21 protein-coding genes and 1 other RNA gene are annotated in these 18,947 nt (G+C 57.3%); 13 read left to right on the forward strand and 9 right to left on the reverse strand.

The window, feature by feature from the left end:
- Nucleotides 1-299: 299 nt before the first annotated feature.
- Entirely contained in the window at nucleotides 300-734 is a 435-nt protein-coding gene (locus tag MCUTH_RS09815; protein ID WP_150468734.1) for a PPC domain-containing protein, read from the forward strand.
- Between the two features lie 83 nt (nucleotides 735-817).
- A complete protein-coding gene (locus tag MCUTH_RS09820) occupies nucleotides 818-1,591 on the forward strand; it encodes a winged helix-turn-helix transcriptional regulator (protein WP_066958508.1) in 774 nt (257 codons plus the stop codon).
- Nucleotides 1,592-1,695: 104 nt separating this feature from the next.
- On the opposite strand, the gene MCUTH_RS09825 is transcribed toward MCUTH_RS09820, so the two are convergent.
- Nucleotides 1,696-2,388: a hypothetical protein gene (locus tag MCUTH_RS09825; RefSeq protein WP_066958510.1), complete on the reverse strand. Its 693-nt coding sequence runs from the start codon at nucleotides 2,386-2,388 to the stop codon at nucleotides 1,696-1,698.
- A 490-nt stretch (nucleotides 2,389-2,878) separates the two neighbouring features.
- Between MCUTH_RS09825 and MCUTH_RS09830 the strand changes: the two genes are divergently transcribed.
- The 7 genes from MCUTH_RS09830 to MCUTH_RS09860 all read left to right on the forward strand — a co-directional run bounded on the left by MCUTH_RS09830 (nucleotide 2,879) and on the right by MCUTH_RS09860 (nucleotide 8,613).
- Nucleotides 2,879-3,640, forward strand: coding sequence for a hypothetical protein (locus MCUTH_RS09830; RefSeq protein ID WP_066958512.1), 762 nt, complete (start codon nucleotides 2,879-2,881; stop codon nucleotides 3,638-3,640).
- A 37-nt stretch (nucleotides 3,641-3,677) separates the two neighbouring features.
- Entirely contained in the window at nucleotides 3,678-4,355 is a 678-nt protein-coding gene (locus MCUTH_RS09835) for a LolA family protein (RefSeq protein WP_066958514.1), read from the forward strand.
- A complete protein-coding gene (locus MCUTH_RS11620) occupies nucleotides 4,352-4,975 on the forward strand; it encodes a hypothetical protein (protein ID WP_150468733.1) in 624 nt (207 codons plus the stop codon). The genes MCUTH_RS09835 and MCUTH_RS11620 overlap by 4 nt, the downstream gene beginning before the upstream one ends.
- 168 nt (nucleotides 4,976-5,143) lie before the next feature.
- On the forward strand, nucleotides 5,144-5,434 hold the full coding sequence (locus MCUTH_RS09845; RefSeq protein WP_066958519.1) for a thioredoxin domain-containing protein: 291 nt from the start codon (nucleotides 5,144-5,146) through the stop codon (nucleotides 5,432-5,434).
- Nucleotides 5,382-6,065, forward strand: a complete 684-nt coding sequence (locus tag MCUTH_RS09850; protein WP_224732808.1) for a cytochrome c biogenesis CcdA family protein — start codon at nucleotides 5,382-5,384, stop codon at nucleotides 6,063-6,065. Before MCUTH_RS09845 ends, MCUTH_RS09850 begins: the two co-directional genes overlap by 53 nt.
- Before the next feature lie 358 nt (nucleotides 6,066-6,423).
- Complete coding sequence (locus MCUTH_RS09855; RefSeq protein WP_066958524.1) at nucleotides 6,424-7,743, forward strand: transglutaminase-like domain-containing protein; 1,320 nt, start codon at nucleotides 6,424-6,426, stop codon at nucleotides 7,741-7,743.
- Nucleotides 7,744-7,752: 9 nt separating this feature from the next.
- Entirely contained in the window at nucleotides 7,753-8,613 is an 861-nt protein-coding gene (locus MCUTH_RS09860) for a PGF-CTERM sorting domain-containing protein (protein WP_066958525.1), read from the forward strand.
- A gap of 181 nt (nucleotides 8,614-8,794) precedes the next feature.
- On the opposite strand, the gene gltA is transcribed toward MCUTH_RS09860, so the two are convergent.
- Together gltA and MCUTH_RS09870 are read right to left on the reverse strand one after the other, a co-directional pair.
- Nucleotides 8,795-10,138 (reverse strand): NADPH-dependent glutamate synthase, encoded by a 1,344-nt coding sequence (gene gltA / locus MCUTH_RS09865; protein WP_066958597.1) that lies wholly within the window; start codon nucleotides 10,136-10,138, stop codon nucleotides 8,795-8,797.
- Nucleotides 10,131-10,982, reverse strand: a complete 852-nt coding sequence (locus MCUTH_RS09870) for a sulfide/dihydroorotate dehydrogenase-like FAD/NAD-binding protein (protein ID WP_066958527.1) — start codon at nucleotides 10,980-10,982, stop codon at nucleotides 10,131-10,133. Before MCUTH_RS09870 ends, gltA begins: the two co-directional genes overlap by 8 nt.
- Before the next feature lie 211 nt (nucleotides 10,983-11,193).
- On the opposite strand from MCUTH_RS09870, the gene MCUTH_RS11855 reads away from it, so the two are divergent.
- Together MCUTH_RS11855 and MCUTH_RS09875 are read left to right on the forward strand one after the other, a co-directional pair.
- Nucleotides 11,194-11,370 (forward strand): hypothetical protein, encoded by a 177-nt coding sequence (locus MCUTH_RS11855; RefSeq protein WP_169795901.1) that lies wholly within the window; start codon nucleotides 11,194-11,196, stop codon nucleotides 11,368-11,370.
- A gap of 6 nt (nucleotides 11,371-11,376) precedes the next feature.
- The gene (locus MCUTH_RS09875) at nucleotides 11,377-11,703 is read left to right on the forward strand and encodes a YbjQ family protein (protein ID WP_066958529.1); all 327 of its coding nucleotides are present in this window, start codon (nucleotides 11,377-11,379) and stop codon (nucleotides 11,701-11,703) included.
- A gap of 843 nt (nucleotides 11,704-12,546) precedes the next feature.
- Here MCUTH_RS09875 and arcS read toward each other — a convergent pair.
- Genes arcS through MCUTH_RS09895 form a run of 4 tightly spaced genes read right to left on the reverse strand, consistent with a single transcriptional unit; the run spans nucleotide 12,547 to nucleotide 16,793 of the window.
- Complete coding sequence (gene arcS, locus MCUTH_RS09880; protein WP_236707454.1) at nucleotides 12,547-14,199, reverse strand: archaeosine synthase subunit alpha; 1,653 nt, start codon at nucleotides 14,197-14,199, stop codon at nucleotides 12,547-12,549.
- Nucleotides 14,171-15,622, reverse strand: coding sequence for a tRNA guanosine(15) transglycosylase TgtA (gene tgtA, locus MCUTH_RS09885; protein ID WP_066958532.1), 1,452 nt, complete (start codon nucleotides 15,620-15,622; stop codon nucleotides 14,171-14,173). Before tgtA ends, arcS begins: the two co-directional genes overlap by 29 nt.
- Nucleotides 15,623-15,627: 5 nt before the next feature.
- Nucleotides 15,628-16,194, reverse strand: a complete 567-nt coding sequence (locus MCUTH_RS09890; protein WP_066958534.1) for a TIGR00296 family protein — start codon at nucleotides 16,192-16,194, stop codon at nucleotides 15,628-15,630.
- Nucleotides 16,195-16,223: 29 nt separating this feature from the next.
- Entirely contained in the window at nucleotides 16,224-16,793 is a 570-nt protein-coding gene (locus tag MCUTH_RS09895; protein WP_066958536.1) for a hypothetical protein, read from the reverse strand.
- Between the two features lie 168 nt (nucleotides 16,794-16,961).
- On the opposite strand from MCUTH_RS09895, the gene rnpB reads away from it, so the two are divergent.
- Nucleotides 16,962-17,304: RNase P RNA component (gene rnpB, locus MCUTH_RS09900), an RNA gene on the forward strand.
- Between the two features lie 43 nt (nucleotides 17,305-17,347).
- Here the strand turns inward: rnpB and MCUTH_RS09905 are convergent.
- The gene (locus tag MCUTH_RS09905; protein ID WP_066958538.1) at nucleotides 17,348-17,608 is read right to left on the reverse strand and encodes a hypothetical protein; all 261 of its coding nucleotides are present in this window, start codon (nucleotides 17,606-17,608) and stop codon (nucleotides 17,348-17,350) included.
- 75 nt (nucleotides 17,609-17,683) lie between these two features.
- Here MCUTH_RS09905 and MCUTH_RS09910 point away from each other — a divergent pair, with 75 nt between their 5' ends.
- On the forward strand, nucleotides 17,684-18,238 hold the full coding sequence (locus MCUTH_RS09910; RefSeq protein WP_066958540.1) for a CBS domain-containing protein: 555 nt from the start codon (nucleotides 17,684-17,686) through the stop codon (nucleotides 18,236-18,238).
- Nucleotides 18,239-18,245: 7 nt separating this feature from the next.
- Here MCUTH_RS09910 and tpiA read toward each other — a convergent pair whose 3' ends face one another.
- Nucleotides 18,246-18,914 carry a triose-phosphate isomerase gene (tpiA, locus tag MCUTH_RS09915; protein ID WP_066958599.1) on the reverse strand — a complete coding sequence of 223 codons (669 nt, stop codon included), beginning with the start codon at nucleotides 18,912-18,914 and terminating at the stop codon, nucleotides 18,246-18,248.
- Nucleotides 18,915-18,947 lie beyond the last annotated feature (33 nt).

Below are 18,947 nucleotides of genomic sequence, written 5' to 3' on the forward strand. Positions count from 1 at the left end.
AAAAAGTCCTGGTTTCGTCGTGAGTAATTTCTTGCTTCAACGGTCATTTTTCGGAAAACCCCTTGAGGTGGGGTTTAATATTCCGCGCAACACCTTTCCCGTATTGCGCTTGTCCTTCAGAAAGGTGCGGAATGGACGATTCTCGGCGGAATGCCCGTGATCCTGCGTGCTATTCCGGAGACGCTCGGGTGATCTCTCACGCGCCGAGATCGACGTACTGCTTGCGTATATAAAACGTGTAAAGAAATTGGACAGAATTTTTATACGGAGGTCTTCCGATGTCTCATCGGTGGATTCTGATGAAGATCAGCCGCGTTATAGGACTTCTTGCCGTCGTCGCCTTCATCGTGCCGGTGGTTTCAGCTGCAGGTATCGGAAACGAAAATGACGGAGTCGCGGGACTTCTCTCGCAGGCGGACGGGTACGGAACCCGTGAGTATTTTACGATTACACAGGGGGAGACTGATACTCATCTGCTCAATGTACCAGCTGGGATGTCCTTACTGAATGTTTACTTAAACTGGTTTACCCCGGACCACTCCCTGGAATTGGAGATCTACAGACCGGATGGGAGCCTGTATGGTTCGTACCATGACAACTATGGTGGACGTCCAGATGGAAAGATCCGCATAGATATAAGCAGCCCAGCATCAGGTACCTGGAGAATTGAAGTGTATGGAGAGAGTGTGACAGGAACCATTCCGTATATTTTGAATTGCAATGCTTATGCTTAAATGATTACCTCTCACATGCTTTCAACAAAGCCGAACACCTACCAAACCAAATCTTTTTATTGATACCGGTTTTATATAAATCCATGGTCATGCGAGTGCGGATTGCCGGAATCGCTCTGGCCATCCTCTGCCTCGCACTGCTGCCGTCTGCCGCATGTGCTACTATCGTTCAGGACGCATATCCGGAGAGGGTGCCTTTGGATCCGATGCCGGTGTACGTCTGGAATATCCCCCTGGAGATTGTTACTCTCGGACTCGTATCCATATTCGTTCCGGTGCTTTTTATCCCGATGCAGCTTGTATTCTCGCTGCTCACATGGTTGCATTTCGGCCATAAGAGGGTCCTGCACAATAACGTCCTTGAGAACGAAACCCGGAATGCAATGTACCTATGCATACGCGATAATCCGGGAATCAATACAAGCTCTCTCTCCCGGTTGCTCGGGATGAATATCGGAACCCTCCGCTACCACGTAGAGATGTTATGCAGGATGGGAACGGTCGTCCCCGAGCCGAACTGCAGAGGTATGAGATATTACGTCGACACGGGCGCCTGTTCTGATCTGGAACGAAAGGTGGCGGGATATCTCAACGAGCAGTCAAAGAGTCGGATACTCAATATCGTTTTGCAACACCCGGGAAGCACGAGAAAAGAGATCGCGTCCCGGCTCATAATGTCGGGCGCGAACGTCACCTGGCATATGAAACCGCTGCTCCGGGACAGCATTGTCAGAGACGAGAAGAAAGGACGGTTCGTACGCTACTACCTCTGCGCCGATGCGAAAGAGTGTGTACAAGCCCACGGATCGTGGAAGCCCACGATCGCCGGGGGGCGTGTGTCCGGCACCGGTATCTGATTGCCGTTCGACAGTTCTCCATAACTACACCGTTTGCCTCTTTTCCCGGATCGCCCCGCGGCTTATCGAGGATGTGTTCAGAGTCTCCGGGCGCCGCCTGCACGTCATGCATGGACGACGGAGTCGGCCCGGGCGATCTCCTGCTCGGGGAAGAGGATGATGTGATCCGATATGCTCTCTGCGGTCGTAATCCCGCCCGACTGCCCGATCTCCGGGAAGATCTCGATCATATGCCGGGAGGCTTCGGAAGAGAACGTGGCCTCCTTCAGGGGACGAAGCGATCCGTCCGCGAAGGCGTACAGGTCGCCGTTGGTTTTGTTGTAGGTCATTGGACCGTCGTGTTTGAACGTCGTGAGCGTTATATTGTATTCTCCGTGAGTGAGATCGTCAAACTCGATCCTGTCGACCTCGCGTAATATGGCGAGGGGATGTACCCCCTGCATGGGGAAGTCAAATATCTGGTCGTTATAATACACGTTGCCGCTCTGGTGGACATATACCTCGTACGCGTGCTCCTCCCCGTCTACGTAGCCGATCCAGTGGAGTCCGGTGCACTGCACTGTTCCGTCTTTGTCGATATACTGGTTCAGCTGGATGAGCACGGCCGACTCGTTCGAAAACGCCTGCTCCTGTGCAAGCGTATTCCAGAGGTCAACCAGATCGGGTCGGCACTCCCGGGCGTCGAAAGAGATATGCATCTCTCCCCTGGTGACCTCGGGTTGCTCGGGCATGTAGAAGTAATGCACAAAGACGAGAGTGATGAGGATGCTCCAGATGACAATCTGGCTCTTTTTCATGGGACCTCCGGATAGGAGCGTCCTGGTTTCGACGGGTTTTTGTACGGGTTGAAGGTACTGTCACTCATGGCTGATACAGTTTATGCAATCGGCCGGCAGGCCTGCCTGTCTATCGACAGAACCCGGTAGTTCGGGTGCAGGGCGCGCGCAAGTGCGGCAGTCTGAGGCTGCTGCGTCCTGTACGGCATTACCGCCGTGAGAATGGGTTCTCTCCTGTGCCCTCGTCTTCCGGGGAGGGTTCTCTCCGTTCATTTTCGGCAAATATCTGCCGACGTGTAAAGAAATTGGACAGAATTTCTAAATAGATCGCCATTCATGTCATTGTGTGGATGCTTCAGAGCGGCGTCTGCAAAAGGTGTGGGGCTGCCCATCCCTGGTTGACGACCGGATGACGCGCCCCGCATGCCCAGAGGCAAAGGGAACGTACGCGTTCTGCGTACTTAAATATGTGCCTCTTTTGCCTCCTGGGAAAGAAACAGGAGGAAAGCAAATGAACAGAAACATTGGAATGCGGGCACTCTCCGCGCTTCTCGCCGTGCTGCTGGTGAGCGTGGGCGTTGTGCCGGTGATGGCGTGCGAGCCCGGAACACCTTGCGGCGATGCCAAACAAGACATGCAAAAAACTGATCTGTCGGGCCTGGAGAAGTACGAGGCTGTTGCTTCTGCACTGGATTTGGACGATGTGCGAAAACTCTCAGAGATCCCGCGTTCCGAAGATCTGAGTAAGATTGTCGAGAATGCTGAGACATTCTCTCTCGATAAAGAACTTGAAGATGGATCCATCAATCATATGACGGCTGTAGTACTGCCCGTTGAATCCGTTATCGAAAAAGGCGGCTCTGTCCAGATATCAAACGTCGTTGCCGTCTGGGATAGCGACAATACTCGGGTACTCAAGTACACAAACACGTATCAGAATGGGTCCCTGTATAAACTCACGTTCGCTAGAATCGGCAGCAATGGAGATGTCCTTGAAGAAATTATCGTCGACGGAGGTTCCCTGGTCGAGGGCATGCCAGAGCAGTTCATTACGACAGCTGAGGATGATGATTATTGGCCTTGCGTAGGCGAGTGTATCATCGGAGATTGTATCTGTGCGATTGTAGGAACTACCTGCCCCGGGCTGCCACTCTGCGACGTCTGTGTAATTCTGCTGCGGCCCTGCGCTGCTCTGCCGAGTGCAGTTTCTTGTGCACCTGCCGCGGCTTGTCTGGGGATAGAGGTAGCATGGTGTATGGGGCAATGTATGTGAACCAGGGTAGCCCCATCATTCTTTTTTTAAGGTGGATATGATGGTGGTACAAAGGGACTCTCAATCCATATTGGCTATTGTAGTAATCGGACTCATTTGTTCCGGTTGTGTAAGTACAGACATTAGTTCTGGTACACCTCTGGAAATAGCCATAGAGAAACAGCAAAATATCGAAAATTTAGCGTATATTGAAATACTTACTTTGAACATAGTCAACGAAACGAGGGCAATTGAATATGACGTACTTTTACAGAAACCAGATAGATTTCGAAAGATTGAAAAAAGTGACTCTTTTACACGCTTGAAGATCGTTTCGAATGGAGATGTCGTCTGGATCTATGATCCGGAGAAAAATAATGTGCTCGTAAGACACTTGACACCATCTGAAAAGAGACCAGCGCCTGCGATCTACACATTACTGACCGACAACATTACTAAAAATTACACGGTAGAGGAACAAGGGATAGAATCAATCAACTCAATTCCGGTCTATAAAGTAAAACTGACTCCTCACGAGTTGGACCGCGAGGACAACACAAAAGAGTACGTATTGTGGATCGACTCCAAAAATATGACCCCGTTAAAACTGCAGAGTTACGATAAGGGCAATCTGGTGCTAACCCTGGAATATCGAAATTACTCAATGAATTGCGTGATAAATGATGATGAGTTCACGTTCACGATTCCCGATGGCGCATCGGTGGTGTACGCATGAAGATTGATACTATTGCCAAAGAAGAGTTGTGGCGTTCAGTTGCAACCTTTGGAATCTCGCTTATCGTCATCGCTTACATCATCACAACAGACTACCTCCCATTGCCAGCTTTTTTGCTCTTACCCCTGCCATTGATGATCGCTGCAATAGTCGCCTGCGTTATGGTGTGGTATAGACGAAAAGAAGGCCTGACCGACCCCAATCCCGCGAATATCCTTTGTCATGCGTTTCGACTGGGGAAGCGCGGAGAAAAGAAGACAGCACGGAGAAGAGGCATCGTTGAGAAGATGACCGACGCCGCCCTTCTTGTCACGATCTTCCTGATCTATAGCTATGCGTCCCTTGCATACTCCATCAACCAGATATTCTGGCTCCCTGTCCTTGTCATCCTCGGCCTGCTTCTGACGCGCATCGTCTTCATCGATGGTGGGGAGCGCCACATCACCTTCGCACGATCGGCCATCTTCTACCTCGGAGCAACTGGGATCGTCCTTCTGCGCTACCTGGTACTGGGGTACCCCGTTCTCCCCCTCCTCCAGGCAATCGCGCTTGTTGGTATCGTTGCTTTTCCCATCCTCTATATCTGGGAACGACGGCGCGCACCGGAGGGAGCGGATTGATGGCTGATGGATGACCAGCAGAGTGATCGATGTGTTCTGCGCACCCCTGTGAGAGGTAGAGGGCTCATGACCGTAAAGGCAGTGCAGGTACTGGCCGCTCTGCTCATCGCATGCACTCTGTGCATTCCTGCAGTCGCGGCCTCAACGATCCCCCTCGAATACTAACACATGGACCGGTGCCCGGACTGCAAACTGACTGATCCGCTGATTGCGGACCTGGAAAGCACCTACGACGGCGCCCTCACGATCGAATGGATCGACGTCGAGACTGTGGACAGTTGGGAGCGATGGAACGCGTACGCATTTCTCGAAGTCCCGGCCGTAGTCGTGAACGGCACCGTCACAATTCCCAAAGAGGAGATCACCGACGAGAACCTCAGGGCGGCGATCGAGCAGTCCCTTGCCGGTGCTGAGCCGCAGGAGAACTCGCCGCCGATTGGAGAACTCGCCGCCGATTAACTGGAATATCCCGTTTGCATTCTCCCTGGGCCTTTTCTCCGGGTTCTCACCCTGCCTGATGGCAATACTCGGATTCATCCTGGTGTACGTCACCGGGTCGGGCAAAGGGCTGAGAAGCAGTCTTCTGAACTCGTTAATATTCGGCCTGGGGCTGGTCGCCGCGTATATCATCATGGGATGCTGCTTCCTGCTGGCGGGGATGTCGCTCGGCGGTTTCGGTCCGTACCTCGCCATCGCGGCGGGACTGATCACGATACTCGCCGGGGTGAACCTGCTCGGGTTGATACGGCTCCCGGTCTCTACAGATAACTATGTTAAGTCATCCATACGAAGGCACTCGACCACCCTTGCCGGGTTGTTCGTTCTGGGCATGATATTTTCGATCGTCAAGGCCCCGTGCGCCGCGCCGATGCTCCTTGTCCTGCTGAACAGAATCCTGATCGACGGCACCGTGCAGGACTTGTCGCTCCTATTGATCTTCGGGGCCGGGGTGCTCACGCCGTTCCTCGGCGTCGGGGTCCTCGGGGGATACGCCTCGTCAAGCAGGATACGGGAATACAGGGACATCATTCGAGCGGGAAGCGGGATTCTGTTGATAGGATTCGGGCTCTGGATGCTCTTCTGGGGGTAAACGCTGCTGGATCAGCAGATACCCATCCTCTGGATCGACTGGCGTACCTTGCACGACCTTCCTTGCCGCGAGAATATTCGTTCTCCTGCACCTGCGTCATTCTGGATGAGACCGAATGCCTCGTTTTTGCAAACAGCCGATGGACGTGTAAAGAAAAAGGACAGAAAACATAAATGCCCAGACGTCTAGGCTAGAGTGCGGAGGCTCAAAACAGCGTTCGCAAAACCGTGGAGGCTCACCCTATCCGTCCAAGACCGGATGAGCCCCCCCACTGCCCGAAGGCAAGAGATAGATTTGCACTCCCTGTACTTAAGAACTGTGCCTCTTTGCCTCCGGGGACGTTAGAGGAGGCAAACAGATGAAAGAAACAATTGGACCGCGGGCACTTTCCATGCTTCTCGCTGCATTGCTGGTGAGCGGAACGATGGTGCCGGCGGTGAGTGCAGAGAATGAATCAAGGGGCTGGCTCGATACGTTCGACCAGTGGGTTGAGCCAAGGGATATGTCGAAGTATACTCCGGTCATTGAAACCCCGCAGAGGGTTCCGATCACTGAGGAGATCGCACGGCAGCACCCCGGAGTAATCATTCTAGATCCGAAGAGAGAATCAGAATTCCCGGTAATCGATGCAGACATAGTTCCAACCTCCATAGTTCCAACCTCTCCCGGTAAAGTATCATTGACGCTGCAAACCGAGAGCAGTGACCTCGGCACCAGGGATTTAATGCCGGACGTGAGGATGACCCAGGGAACTATCTCCTGGTACTGGACACAGGACACATTTGTCTACCACGAGATCACGATTCATAACTATGCTTCTTCTGCAGCGAGCGGGATGGTCATCCTCTGGTCGCTTAAGGATGGGTATGGGTGTGGTGTACCCTTCTCGGATCTTGCAGCGGGAGCGGACCTCACTGTGACGGTTCCATTCGAGGTTCTCCCACAGCACAGTTCCATCGGAATAAAACCGATGGCAGTCGAGATCAGAGTTGATCCGACCGGCCTTACGTCGTGGATGGCAAGAATGCCGATCGATGCCATAGAAAAGTATAACAACGATGCGGCGCATCTCTTCGATCCTGACGGCGGAGAAAACCTCGAGACAAGTGATCTATATCATTTCCCATTCAGTGAGGGATATAGGGTGTTACTCGAAGCAGCGCAGGCAGCTGATGGTACGACAGAGCCGTATCAGTCTGCCTACGAAATAATGCAACGGGTTCATGATATGATGGAATATAATAACGAAACAATGTACGTTGAGTATATATTTTCTGATCTGTATACCCTAGACCATCCGTCTCCCATAAACGGAAAATATCAAGGGGTCTGCGATGAGTATGGGACCCTGTATACCGCCTTCACCCGCGCACTGGGCATCCCGACGCGATTCCTATCGTTCACCATGGAACTGCCTTCCGGTAATATAACAGGGCATGCTATTGCAGAATCATGGAATGGAAATGCCTGGATCCACTCGGATCCAACATGGGATGTATTTGACAATCCCCAGGTTTACAGGGCAGCGGGAAACAACCACATCAACATCACCATCTACGGTGACGCCGATGACTCCTATTACACGCAGGACCCGAACGACCCAACCGGCGATGGCATTCTCAGGTACGAAGATTTCAGAACGCAGATTCTCCTCGGAGAGGTTCCGAGGTATAACTAACCCTTTTTTATGTCGAAAAGCGTTGTCCTTCTGATGCTCGGTCTCATCCTTGCGGTGCTTGTCTGCAGCATACCCGCAGATGCGGTCGTGACGCCTCTCCCTGGGCAGGGAAACCAGACGGGAATTCTGTTTGGGGTTCACCCGAACGCGAAGACCAACGAGACGATCACCGCATTCATCGCTGAACATGGGGAGATCTGGTGGCATGAGAACACGTACAACCACACGCATGAGTACGTGTACATCGTGCCGGCGAACGCCTGCGAAGAACAGCTCGTCTATTTAAACAAGATTAGAGCCGATGAACACGGCGGCGAACAGTCCATCGGGCAAATCTGGATTATCGGCTGCGATGAGGCGCTGCCCCTGGCCGCGGAACTCACCTTCCCGAAGATTTTTGCGAAGTACCCGGCGCTCAGCAACGACGGCGGGGTGCGGTCGTACGTCGAGAATCAATCCCCCAACCGCTATGAGGAGATCACGTCCAAACCTTCTCGGGCGCAGGTCTACTTCATCAACGATACCGGCGTGTTCACGGAGTACATCGTCGACCTCTCGGGAGGAGAGATCGTCTCCACCACCTACATCTCGGAAGAGAACCTCACGGTCGGGAGAGCCGAAGCGGAGGCGCAGGTCCTCTCCGGGCAGTCTCCGGGCGCCTGCGTCGAGAACGTCGTGCTGAAAGTCTACGACAGCGACCGGATAGTCTGGGAGATCACCGTTCGGGCCGGTCGGGAGACGGACGTCGTGCAGATCCCCTCGGACCTGGCGCCCGGGCAGTCGCTCCGGACGACGACGCCGGGGTTCGGAACGATCCTCGCGGCTTTTGGCGTAGGGATGAGTTTCGTCCTGTACCGGAAGCGGAGATAGGGTCGGGGCGGCGGATACGCCCTTTGCAAACGCTCCTGTCCGGCATGCGCGCCTGCCCATCCGGGCATGAGGGGGCATCCCGCTCGAACTCCGCTTTGGTGAAACATCGCCCCTCCAGGCGGCACACCTGAAGAACGGGTTGGACCCGGCCTTGTCCCCGGGCCGATCCAAAAAAAAAAGTTTACTCTCCCTTCAACATCGCGTCGATCGCCGCGGCCGCGCGCTTTGCCGAGCCCATAGCCTCGATCACCGTCGCCGCGCCGGTGACGATGTCACCGGCGGCGTAGACGTGGGGAATAGACGTCCGACCGTTCTCGTCGACGATGACGTTGCCCTTCCGTCCGCGCTCAAGGCCCGGGATCAGAGAGACAAGGAGCGGGTTCGGGCTTGTGCCGATTGCCTGGATGACCATATCCACATCAAGGGTGAACTCGCTTCCCTCGATCGGCTTTGGAGAGCGGCGACCGCTCGCGTCGATACCGCAGAGGGCCATCTTCACGCACTCGATCCCTGTGACGTGCTGATCGCCAAGGATCCGGACCGGATTGGCGCAGGTGTAAAACTCGATCCCTTCCTCCTTTGCATGAACGACCTCCGCTCTTCGTGCCGGCATCTCTTCTTCGCCGCGCCGGTAGATCAGAAAGACCTTTGCTCCCAGACGGCGTGCCACCCGGGCGGCGTCCATCGCGACGTTGCCGCCGCCGATCACCGCAACGCGAGCCGCATGCAAGACCGGGGTGTCGAACTCCGGGAACGCCTCGGCGTGCATCAGGTTCACCCTCGTCAGGAACTCGTTTGCAGAGTAGACACCGTTTAAGTTCTCGCCGGGGATGCCCATGAACGCGGGGAGCCCCGCCCCGGTCGCGAGGAAGACCGCATCGTAAGAGAGGAGTTCGTCCACGCCGATGCTTCTTCCCACAACGTGATTCTTCTTTAACCGGGCGCCGAGAGCGAGAACCTGGTCGATCTCCGCTTTGACGACATCTTTCGGGAGCCTGAACGCAGGGATGCCGTAGGTCAGAACACCACCGGCCTCGTGGAGCGACTCAAAGATCGTGACGGCGTGACCGGCGCGGGCGAGTTCGGCCGCGGCCGTCAGCCCGGCCGGACCGGACCCAACGACGGCCACACGCCTTCCGGTCGGCTTTGCCACCTCAGGGAGATCGGGCCCGTTTGCCCGTTCCCAGTCGGCCACGAACCGCTCGATCGCTCCGATCCGGATCGGGGCATCTCTGTTGCCGAGGATGCAGACGCCCTCGCACTGTGTCTCCTGCGGGCAGACCCTGCCGCAGATGGCGGGGAGCATGTTCTGCTCCTTGAGTGCCCGTGCAGCTGCCGGGAAGTTGCCTTCCGCGACCTCGCGGATAAACGCGGGGATATCGATGCCGACCGGGCAACCCCGAACACAGAGCGGTCTCTTGCATTGCAGGCACCGCGCCGCCTCGTTGATAGCCTCGTCCGTGGAAAGACCGATATCGACCTCACCAAAGTCGCGGATCCTTACGTCTGCCGGCCGATCACTCATGGCGGTGACCCCCCTCGCCGCACCGGCACCGGTGCTCCGCAAACCGCTCAAGCGAGACCTTCTCCTGTGCGGTATAGATACGCTGGCGCTGCATCAGTTCGTTAAAGTCCACCTGGTGGGCGTCGAACTCGGGACCGTCGACGCAGGCGAACTTCGTCTCCCCACCGACGGTCACCCGGCAGGAGCCGCACATTCCCGTTCCGTCGACCATGATCGGGTTGAGGCTGACGTAGGTCTTCACGTTGTAGGGCACCGTCACGCCAGAGGTGACCTTCATCATGATGGCGGGGCCGATGATCCAGACCCGGTCGAGCGTGCGCTCCTCAAGCAGTTTCTTTAAGACATCACTTGCAAATCCGTGGACGCCCTTGCTCCCGTCATCGGTCGTGATGTAGAGTTCGTCACAGATCTCCCGCATCTCATCCTCGAGGATGAGAAGATCGGCGCTGCGCGCCCCGATGATCCCGATGACGTGGTTGCCGGCATCTTTTAGTTCCTTCGCGATGGGGGGCGTGCTCGCGATCCCGACACCCCCGCCGATGACGCAGCAGGTGCCGTAGTTGGCGATCTCGCTCGGTTTCCCAAGCGGCCCAACGACGTCCGTGATGCGATCGCCCGCACGGAGCGTCGCTAGTTCCTCGGTCGTCTTGCCGACGGTCATAAAGATCACTCTGACAGCGTCTTCCCTGACCGCAGAGATAGTGAGTGGTATCCGCTCGCCCGCCTCGTGCAGGCGCAGGATAAGAAACTGGCCTGCCCGCGCGTGCTGCGCCACATGCGGCGCGCGTATCCAGAATTCATAAACTCGGTCGGCGAGTTTGGTCGCCTTTTCTATTTTATACAACTACTTCACTCCTGACGGTGCTGACCGATCCTAACATCGAGACGCACCCAAACTTTTCATACATATTGTGGCTCCAGCCTCTTTACTTCAGCTATCACATGCAGGCTACTGCCGATCGATGCCGCAGCGATCCTCCGGAGCTTAGACAGATAATCCGGATCCGGACGGGGAATGCGAACGGTTTATCCCCGTGTCCGTCTCAGAGTTAGGTATGCGGAGTCCGGTACGTTGGGGGGTTGCCCTGACCGCCATCGGTGTGGTGATCGCGGTCATAGCGATTCTCACGCTCCCATTCCTCCTCATATACGGCGTCCCGCTCATTGTGCTCGGCCTTGCGCTGATCATCTGGCAAGGGCGCGAAGAAAAGATCGAAGCGATGCAAGAGTGATGCAAGATGATACTGACAACGACTGAAGAGGTGCCGGGCTACGAGATAGGAGAGATCCTCGGCGTGGTCTTCGGCAACACGGTACGAACGAAGCACGTAGGAAAAGACGTCATGGCCGGGTTAAAGAGCCTCGTCGGCGGGGAACTCGAGGAGTACACCGAGATGCTCTCCGACGCACGGACTGAAGCGTACAACCGAATGGCCAACGCCGCACGCGACCTCGGGGCCGATGCGGTCGTGAACATCCGGTTCACCACGTCCCAGACAATGGCGACAGCGGCTGAACTCCTTGCCTACGGGACGGCGGTGAAGCTCGTCCCGAGGAAGAAGTAAGGAAAGCAAGGGTTTTTGGGGTTCCCCGGGTTGGGGGGCCTGATTTTCTTTTTGCTGAGATTCGTAAGTCAACGAAATCCAGATAGTTTCAAAAGCCCTTGAACAAATTTCCATCGGCAATCGTCATGCACTGCCCGCCCCCTTGGGGGCGGAACGACTTTCCCGCAGGGAAAGGAGTTTGAGCACCGCCAGGTGCGATTGAGGAGCGCGAAGCGCGGGCGGTGGGGGGTATAGGCATCCCGTATAACGGACAGAGGGGCTCGCCCCTCGAAGATCTTCGATCTTCTCGTGCGACGTTCCTGCGGAACGTCGCACCTCGCACCTAACGGTGCCCAAGATCTAGTTCTCTGAACCATCGCTTTACGCACCTAGCGGAACTTTAGCTCCGTTTCTATCGAAACGTCGCCACACGCACCTAAGTGGTGCTCAAGCTCCGGTTCTACGAACCATCGCTCATCGCAACGCACTGCCCCCGCTCCGAGGTGTGGGGTGCGACTGCCGGAACGGCAGGAGCACGAGCACCGTCAGGTGCGAGCTACGACGCTCCACTAGGAGCAGAGTTGAAGCACCGTAGGTGCGTCTGAGGAGGCCGAAGGCCGGGCGGGGTGGGGGAATAACATGCCTCCATAATTAATATACGGAGACAGGGGAGGGGGGCTCGCCCCCCTCCCCGTCAGCCCCACCCCCGCGTGGCGATGCGCACCACGGTCCACTGTTCCGGGCTCTATACTCGCCACACGGAGTTACCCGACGCCGCAGGCAAAAAATGACATCTTACAGTTGTTTCAGGGCCAACCGCCTGCAAAACATGACCCCAGGGGGAAGCAAACCCCCAGGGCTCACTTACTCCCCAACCTTCCTCACCTTCCTCACCCTCACCGCGATCCCGCGCTTTGATCGGAGCATCTCGTCTGCGCCCATCAGCGCCCGGCCGGTGGCGATCGCGAGCGGGCCTTCGATCAGCACCTCATCGCCCTCCCGTATCCGGGGGTCGCAGTCCGTGATCCCCGGCGCGAGGATGTCGCCCTGCGGGACGAACGCATCGATCCTGACCCGGTAACCCTCCGGTATCAGATCCCACCCCTCAAACGTCGGGCGGAAGAGCCCGGTCCCGGGGTCGATGCTGAAGAGTTGCTGCTTTCCGCGGAGGACCGCCATCTGCATGCTCCTACCACGGATCTGGAGGCCTTTTGTATCGATATCGGTCGCAAACTGCCAGGAGACGGTCCCGCGAATGGTGTCGGTCTGCATCCGCCGTTCACCCTCGAGGGCGTCGGAGAGCGCCCGAAGCGAGGTGGGCGAGGTTGGGTGTCCCCGGCAGGTCACCTCGAGATCGATCCCGCAGGCTTCCGCCGCCATCTCTGCGACGGTGAGCGCTCCGCCCTCAAGGTGCGCGATCACCCGGCGGTACGGGTGCGCAGCAAAGTAGCGGGCGAGGATATCGGCGATGAAGGCGCACTCCTCACGGTCCCAGTAGCCGGTCACCGGTACGTCGTAGTGGCCCGCCGGATAGATCCGCTCAAGTTCTCGGGGAACAAGGCCGAGGGGTGAGGTGACGATCAGTTCGTGAGCCCGCCGGTCCACGGCGTTCATGAAGAACTTGTGGCTCCGGGAGAGTGAGTAAGGCTTCTTCGCCGAGCAGGGGAGGAGGACCGCGACGTCGGTTCTGGTCGGGATGAACCGTTCGATCACCCGATCGGCGAACCGCCGGATCTCCGCACGATTTTGAGACTCGGCGGTGTTTGCGTGCATCGGCACCGCCCGCACTATCGGGAGGGAGCGCTCCATGAATGCATAGTTCCGGTCGAGGAACCGCATGACCCCCACCTGTGCGGCGTCTGCACGGCATCGCAACTCCATCAGTTCCCGGAGCCTGCCCGCCTCGATGTAGTGCCGCACGAGGGCAATCTCCCGGTCCAGCGCGAGGCGGTTGTGCTTTGCAAGGTCGCCGTCCCGGCAGCCCTCACACCCGCATACCCCGGTCTCCATCAGTGAAGCGGGGAACTCCCCTTCCGGGAGGCAGAAGAGATTCTGCGCGGAGGCAAGATCGACCGCCCGATAGTCGAAGAGATCAAAGCCCGAGTAGATGAGGAGGCAGGCGGTCGAGGGGAGCGCAGATGCCGGGGCATACCATGCAGTGTCCGGCGGGATCTTCTCTTTTAAGACCGCAAGCCACCCTGCGTAGTTCCGCGGGTTTTTAAGCGCCGTATGCCAGTTCGCAATCAGGACACAGTCACCCGACTCCGCTCTCGATGGGGCAAGCGGGTGGACGGCCATCGGCTGCCCCTCCCCGGGGGAGAAGTAGTCGCGGACAAACGCCTCATCCGCGGCAAGCGGGACGTTTGAGAAGGGGCGCTTGCGAAGTGCCGGGAAGAGAGCGTCAGTATCGAGGGCGGCAGGGAGGGATACCCTCTTTTCACCCTCTTCATAAACTCCTATTCGCGCAAGACCGTCGCGTTTTTGAGCCTCATACCTGCTCACGGTACACCTCCACATCAGGGAGCTCCTCGAGGACGAGACGGATCCACTCCTCACCGCATCGGACGGCAAACTGTTTCTCTGGGTGCGCCTCCATCAATGCCCGGATCCCTGCGCATCCCGACCGGACCATCTCATCGTCCCATTCCGGGACCTCACTCTGGCCCACGGGGAAGGTCTCCGCAAGTTCCGTGGGATACGGCCCGAAAGGAGGCTTGAAGTTCAGCACCGTGTCAAACCCGGGAACTTCGCGCCCGTCAAACGAGACCAGTACCCGGTCACCGAGCGGGATCCGGGGGATGACCTCCTGGTACCGGAGCACCTCAGTTCTCTGGCAACTCTCTGAACCCCGGTAGAAGAACCGGCGCTTGGAGACAGGGTCATCGCGCTCAAGCTCCGCAGCGTGGGCGAGGAGCTCCCGGTAGCCGTCGAGGAGACGCGGGTGGCTCCGGCACCGCTCGTCGACCAGTTCCCAGAGGGTCCCGTCCAAAATTGCCTGCCGGATGCGGGCGATCTCCGCGATAGTGACATACAGGTTGTGGAGAGCAAGCAGCCTTTCCCGATCCTCGGACTTCCGGAGTTCGTCGGCGGTCATCGAACGGCAGACCCGGCAGGGACAGGGGAGTTCCGCGAGCTCCTCAATCTTGAAGCTCCCGTGCGGGGTGATGTAGCGCCCTTCCCGGGCAAAGAGAGCATACGCGGCCGAGTCGAAGAGGTCGCAGCCCATGGCAACGGCAAGGGCGAACATCGACGGGTGGCCTGCACCGAAGAGGTGGACGGCGGTTGCAGGGGAGAGGCCGCGTTTGGCCGCGAGGACGACCCGAACGAGATCCCGGTAGCGGTAACTCTCCATCAGCGGCACAACGGCGCCGATAGGACAGAAGGTGAAGTTCAGGTCCTGGACGGCCCGTCCCGCCTCCTCACGGAGGTCGGTAAAGATTCCGCCCTGCACCGGCCCTGCCAGGTTCGCGTCAGGGAAGAGTTGTTGAGCTTCACGAATCCGGTCCATGGTGATCGCGAGCTCCCGCTCAGCCCTCTCCCTGCTGGCGTCCGGCGGGGTGGGGAGGTCCAGGGGGACAATAATATCACTCCCTATCGCCTGCTGGAACTCAAGCGTGTCCCGGTTACTTACTTCGACCTCCCCGTAGACCGAGAGCTGGAACGAGCCGGAGTCGGTCATGATGACGCCGTCGAAGTCGAGAACATGATGCAGCCCTTCCGCAAGCGCTCGATCGCGGTATTCTGTGCTCCGCCTGAAGATGTAGGCATTCGTGATCAGAGCCTCAACCCCCATCTCCTGCATCTCGCGGGGGGTCACCAGAGGAAGGTGCGGGTTGACGACGGGAAGGAGGGCAGGTGTCCGGACGATCTTGTCGTTCACCCGGAGTCGCCCCACCCTCCCTGCGATATCTTTGTGTATGACTTCAAAATTGATTGCCATTCGGATTAAACCGCCTTTTCATCGAATATCTGCCCCTCAAAAATCTGTACGGTAACATCGCTGCGCCTCCAGCACCCGGGCTGGAGCCCGGCCTTGATGCAGGTCTGGTCAAGGAACTCCCTGCTGTTCCACCCGCACTCGGTGGCAACCTGTGGGAGGAGAAGGCCGCCGGTTCCAAGACCGGTGATGATCAGGCCGTGCCTCCCGACCTCGACGAAGTTCGGGCGCTCCTCCGGCGGGCAGTCGAGCGGGCGGGGCTGGGTAAGCACTGTCACCTCGAGATCGAGATCGGCAAGTTCCGACCGAGAGACCGGCGGAAACCGGGGGTCCTCAAGAGCGGCCGACGTAGCCGCCTCGACGAGCGCGTCGCCGAGCGGTCTTATCGGATACGGGAGGCCGATGCAGCCGCGGAGGCATCCCTGCCGCTTGATCGTAACAAAGACGCCCCGCTTCTCTTGAAAGACCGAAGGTAAAGCGGGCAGTACCACCCGTTCACCGCTGACGGCTCTCTCGATTACACTTCGTGCCAATAGAACTGCCATTCTGCCTTCTTCCGGGGTCAGCATTTCCATCAGAATGGGTCGTATGATTTTGAATACTTTTAGTCTTTCCCAGAAGAGAAGGACGCGGGAGCACCAGCCGTCGGGATACTGACCGGCCCGGTGACGGAGCAGGGTGCTCTGCCCTCAGTGCGCACCTGGAGGGTCAGGATCTCACCGGCAGGAATGGGACGATCGAGGCGCAGACTGATAATCCGCTCTTGGCCGGGGTGAATGAGCATACCCTCTCCAGGCGAGACCACAGCCCACATCCCGGGCTCTGGGATGGGATCTTTCGAGAGTGCGAGGATCTCAATGTAATCATCCATCATGATCGTCACGGTTGCCCGGGAGAGATCGATGGCCCCTTCCTCCCCGGTATGAGCGACGCGAAAGGTGAGGGTATCGATAGATGTTTCGGAGGGACCCGGGACCGATGAGGAGCCGTAAACCCCTCCGGCAACCTCAAGCTGCGGTTCACCTGCGGCGAGAACCGGGTATACGTCCACAGCGGGGGCCGGGCCCATGGCGCCCGCACCGAGTGAGACAAGTGAGAAGAGTGTGGTGACAACAGTGAATGCCACAAAGATTACCGCAAGTTCCAGATGTGTGCAGGTTTCACCTCCCCCCATGGTAACGTCAATGGTAGGACTAGATACGAGTATATATAGTTATGCTACAGGGTGTGCGCGGTTGACACGATGGGTCTCACCGGGCGGTCCTAAGCGCCCACGGGTTGAGGAAAGGGTCGGGCAGGGTACACGTGCGGTTTTATATTCTCATTACAATATATTATATGGGAGAGGGAGAGTGCGGCCGACGGTGGCACATCCGGTGCTGCTGAGGAAAGTCCTCCCACCAACCAGACACGCAGCCGCATGCAAGTGCGGGTGGCGAGAGCCACGGCAATGACACAGAAACGATACGGCCCGCCGTCAGTGATGAAACGACTGAGCCTCGAGAGGCGAGAAGCGTGGGAAACTCACGCGAGCAACTCGTTGAACGTAGCGGCGGGATACGATGAAACGGTGAATCCCTGCGGGTGCAAACCAGAATAGGGCATATGGATCGTCTGGTATCCGCCCAGGTATGGCGCTCAGCTGAATGCCGCACAGAACAGAAGGAGGCTTACTCCTCCCACTCCTTGCTAACCATCAACTCTTCTCGGTGATGATCTTAGAGTATCTCAGCCCTTTCGCGGTTTGAGCTCGATCTCATCAAACGTCACGATATGTGAGTCGAAGACATCGCCTTTGTCGTTTATGAAGAGCTGGACGAAGATCTCGGCGAGCGTGTTCTCCATGGATATAACATCCCCATGCTCCGCCCGCACATCAAAACCAAGTGACTCCAGTTCGCTCCGGACGGCATCCCTGGTGTAGTATGTCGAGAGTATATCCCTGACCTTCGCGAGGAGGCTCTGCTGCTCTTCAACCTTCACAGCCATACTCCACCCATGTATTCTTGGGTATATTAACATCTCCAAGAAATGTATAAGTAAAAAAATTACCAATGGTAATATATGGAGATCCCCACCCCGGCTGAGTTGCGTGAAAAACGGATCCGTATGGGCCTAAAGCAGGCAGATGTAGCCCGTATGGCCGGCATCAGCCAATCCATGGTCGCGCGGATCGAGGCAGGCAGCGTAGATCCAAGGGTGAGTACGCTTGCAAAGATTGTGGAGGTCCTGCAGGCGGCGGAACACTCGGAGATCACAGCGAGCGAGGTGATGAGCGCACCCGTATACTCCGTTGCCCCTGATGACCCCGTCAGCCGTGCCGTCGAGATCATGAGCCAGAACAGTATCTCTCAGCTGCCCGTGCTAGAGAATGGGGTACCTATCGGGTGCATATCCGAGTCGGCGATCATGAACGCCATGGAAAAAGGGGGGTTCCACCAGACACACCGAAGACTGGTGCAGGACTACATGGAACCGGGTTTTCCGACGGTTCCTCCGACGGCCCCCATCGATACCATCGTCCATCTTTTACACCACAGTCACGCGGTCATCGTGCTCGATAAAGGGGAGGTACAGGGTGTCATCACCAAGCACGATCTGATCTCGCTAATAACGTAATTTGCGCTTAAAGCATCGAGACAAGGTCCCGGAGGACGGCTTCGGGATCGTCAGCCTTGACGACGCTTGATGCGAGGAGAACACCGCAGGTCCCAAGATCGACAGCAATCTTCACGCACTCGCCCGACTGGATACCCGCCCCGGTCAGGACCTTCACGTCCGGGTTGACCGATCTGACGGCATTGACGGACCGCTCGATTATTCCAGGGTCGGCCTTTGAGACCGAGACACCGCTCCCGATCAACTCCGGAGGCTCGACCGCCACATAATCGGGCCCGAGGGCCGCCGCTGCGGCGCTGGTCGAGTCGTTGTTCGTGCAGACGACCGATTCAAGGTTGAGCCTGCGAGCGACCTGGACGCAGGCGTCGATATCGGCCAGAGTGAGGCGTCGCTCAGAGTGGTTGATCAGGGTGCCGCGTGCACCTGCCGCCCTGACCGCCTCGGGGAGAATATGGCCCGTATGGGCGCCGGGGGTGATCGCATCGATATGCTGGGCATAGACCGGTATTGCATAGTGGTGACTTATCGGATGAATCTCAGTGAACGCCGGCGCGATGCCGATGACGACGCCGCTCTCCTGTGCCACGGTCTCGGCTGCAGCGGCGATCCGGTGAGCATTGCGGCCCATACCCTCCTGATAGGTCTTGAGATTGACCAGAATTAACGGTGAAACCATATCCATCACGTCTGCTAGATAGATTACTTCTCC

Source organism: Methanoculleus thermophilus (assembly GCF_001571405.1).
Taxonomy (GTDB): Archaea; Halobacteriota; Methanomicrobia; order Methanomicrobiales; family Methanoculleaceae; genus Methanoculleus; species Methanoculleus thermophilus.

What these genes read in the sequence shown, in the direction of transcription:
- MCUTH_RS09835 (WP_066958514.1), top strand. Translation starts at nt 3,678, where the DNA reads ATGATGGTGGTACAAAGGGACTCTCAATCCATATTGGCTATTGTAGTA.
- MCUTH_RS09855 (WP_066958524.1), top strand. Translation starts at nt 6,424, where the DNA reads ATGAAAGAAACAATTGGACCGCGGGCACTTTCCATGCTTCTCGCTGCA.
- MCUTH_RS09905 (WP_066958538.1), bottom strand. Translation starts at nt 17,608, where the DNA reads ATGGCTGTGAAGGTTGAAGAGCAGCAGAGCCTCCTCGCGAAGGTCAGG.
- MCUTH_RS09875 (WP_066958529.1), top strand. Translation starts at nt 11,377, where the DNA reads ATGATACTGACAACGACTGAAGAGGTGCCGGGCTACGAGATAGGAGAG.
- tgtA (WP_066958532.1), bottom strand. Translation starts at nt 15,622, where the DNA reads ATGGCAATCAATTTTGAAGTCATACACAAAGATATCGCAGGGAGGGTG.
- tpiA (WP_066958599.1), bottom strand. Translation starts at nt 18,914, where the DNA reads ATGGTTTCACCGTTAATTCTGGTCAATCTCAAGACCTATCAGGAGGGT.
- MCUTH_RS09820 (WP_066958508.1), top strand. Translation starts at nt 818, where the DNA reads ATGGTCATGCGAGTGCGGATTGCCGGAATCGCTCTGGCCATCCTCTGC.
- MCUTH_RS11855 (WP_169795901.1), top strand. Translation starts at nt 11,194, where the DNA reads ATGCGGAGTCCGGTACGTTGGGGGGTTGCCCTGACCGCCATCGGTGTG.
- arcS (WP_236707454.1), bottom strand. Translation starts at nt 14,199, where the DNA reads ATGTGGAGGTGTACCGTGAGCAGGTATGAGGCTCAAAAACGCGACGGT.
- MCUTH_RS11620 (WP_150468733.1), top strand. Translation starts at nt 4,352, where the DNA reads ATGAAGATTGATACTATTGCCAAAGAAGAGTTGTGGCGTTCAGTTGCA.
- MCUTH_RS09825 (WP_066958510.1), bottom strand. Translation starts at nt 2,388, where the DNA reads ATGAAAAAGAGCCAGATTGTCATCTGGAGCATCCTCATCACTCTCGTC.
- MCUTH_RS09830 (WP_066958512.1), top strand. Translation starts at nt 2,879, where the DNA reads ATGAACAGAAACATTGGAATGCGGGCACTCTCCGCGCTTCTCGCCGTG.
- MCUTH_RS09815 (WP_150468734.1), top strand. Translation starts at nt 300, where the DNA reads ATGAAGATCAGCCGCGTTATAGGACTTCTTGCCGTCGTCGCCTTCATC.
- MCUTH_RS09895 (WP_066958536.1), bottom strand. Translation starts at nt 16,793, where the DNA reads ATGGGGGGAGGTGAAACCTGCACACATCTGGAACTTGCGGTAATCTTT.
- MCUTH_RS09890 (WP_066958534.1), bottom strand. Translation starts at nt 16,194, where the DNA reads ATGGAAATGCTGACCCCGGAAGAAGGCAGAATGGCAGTTCTATTGGCA.
- MCUTH_RS09910 (WP_066958540.1), top strand. Translation starts at nt 17,684, where the DNA reads ATGGAGATCCCCACCCCGGCTGAGTTGCGTGAAAAACGGATCCGTATG.
- gltA (WP_066958597.1), bottom strand. Translation starts at nt 10,138, where the DNA reads ATGAGTGATCGGCCGGCAGACGTAAGGATCCGCGACTTTGGTGAGGTC.
- MCUTH_RS09860 (WP_066958525.1), top strand. Translation starts at nt 7,753, where the DNA reads ATGTCGAAAAGCGTTGTCCTTCTGATGCTCGGTCTCATCCTTGCGGTG.
- MCUTH_RS09845 (WP_066958519.1), top strand. Translation starts at nt 5,144, where the DNA reads ATGGACCGGTGCCCGGACTGCAAACTGACTGATCCGCTGATTGCGGAC.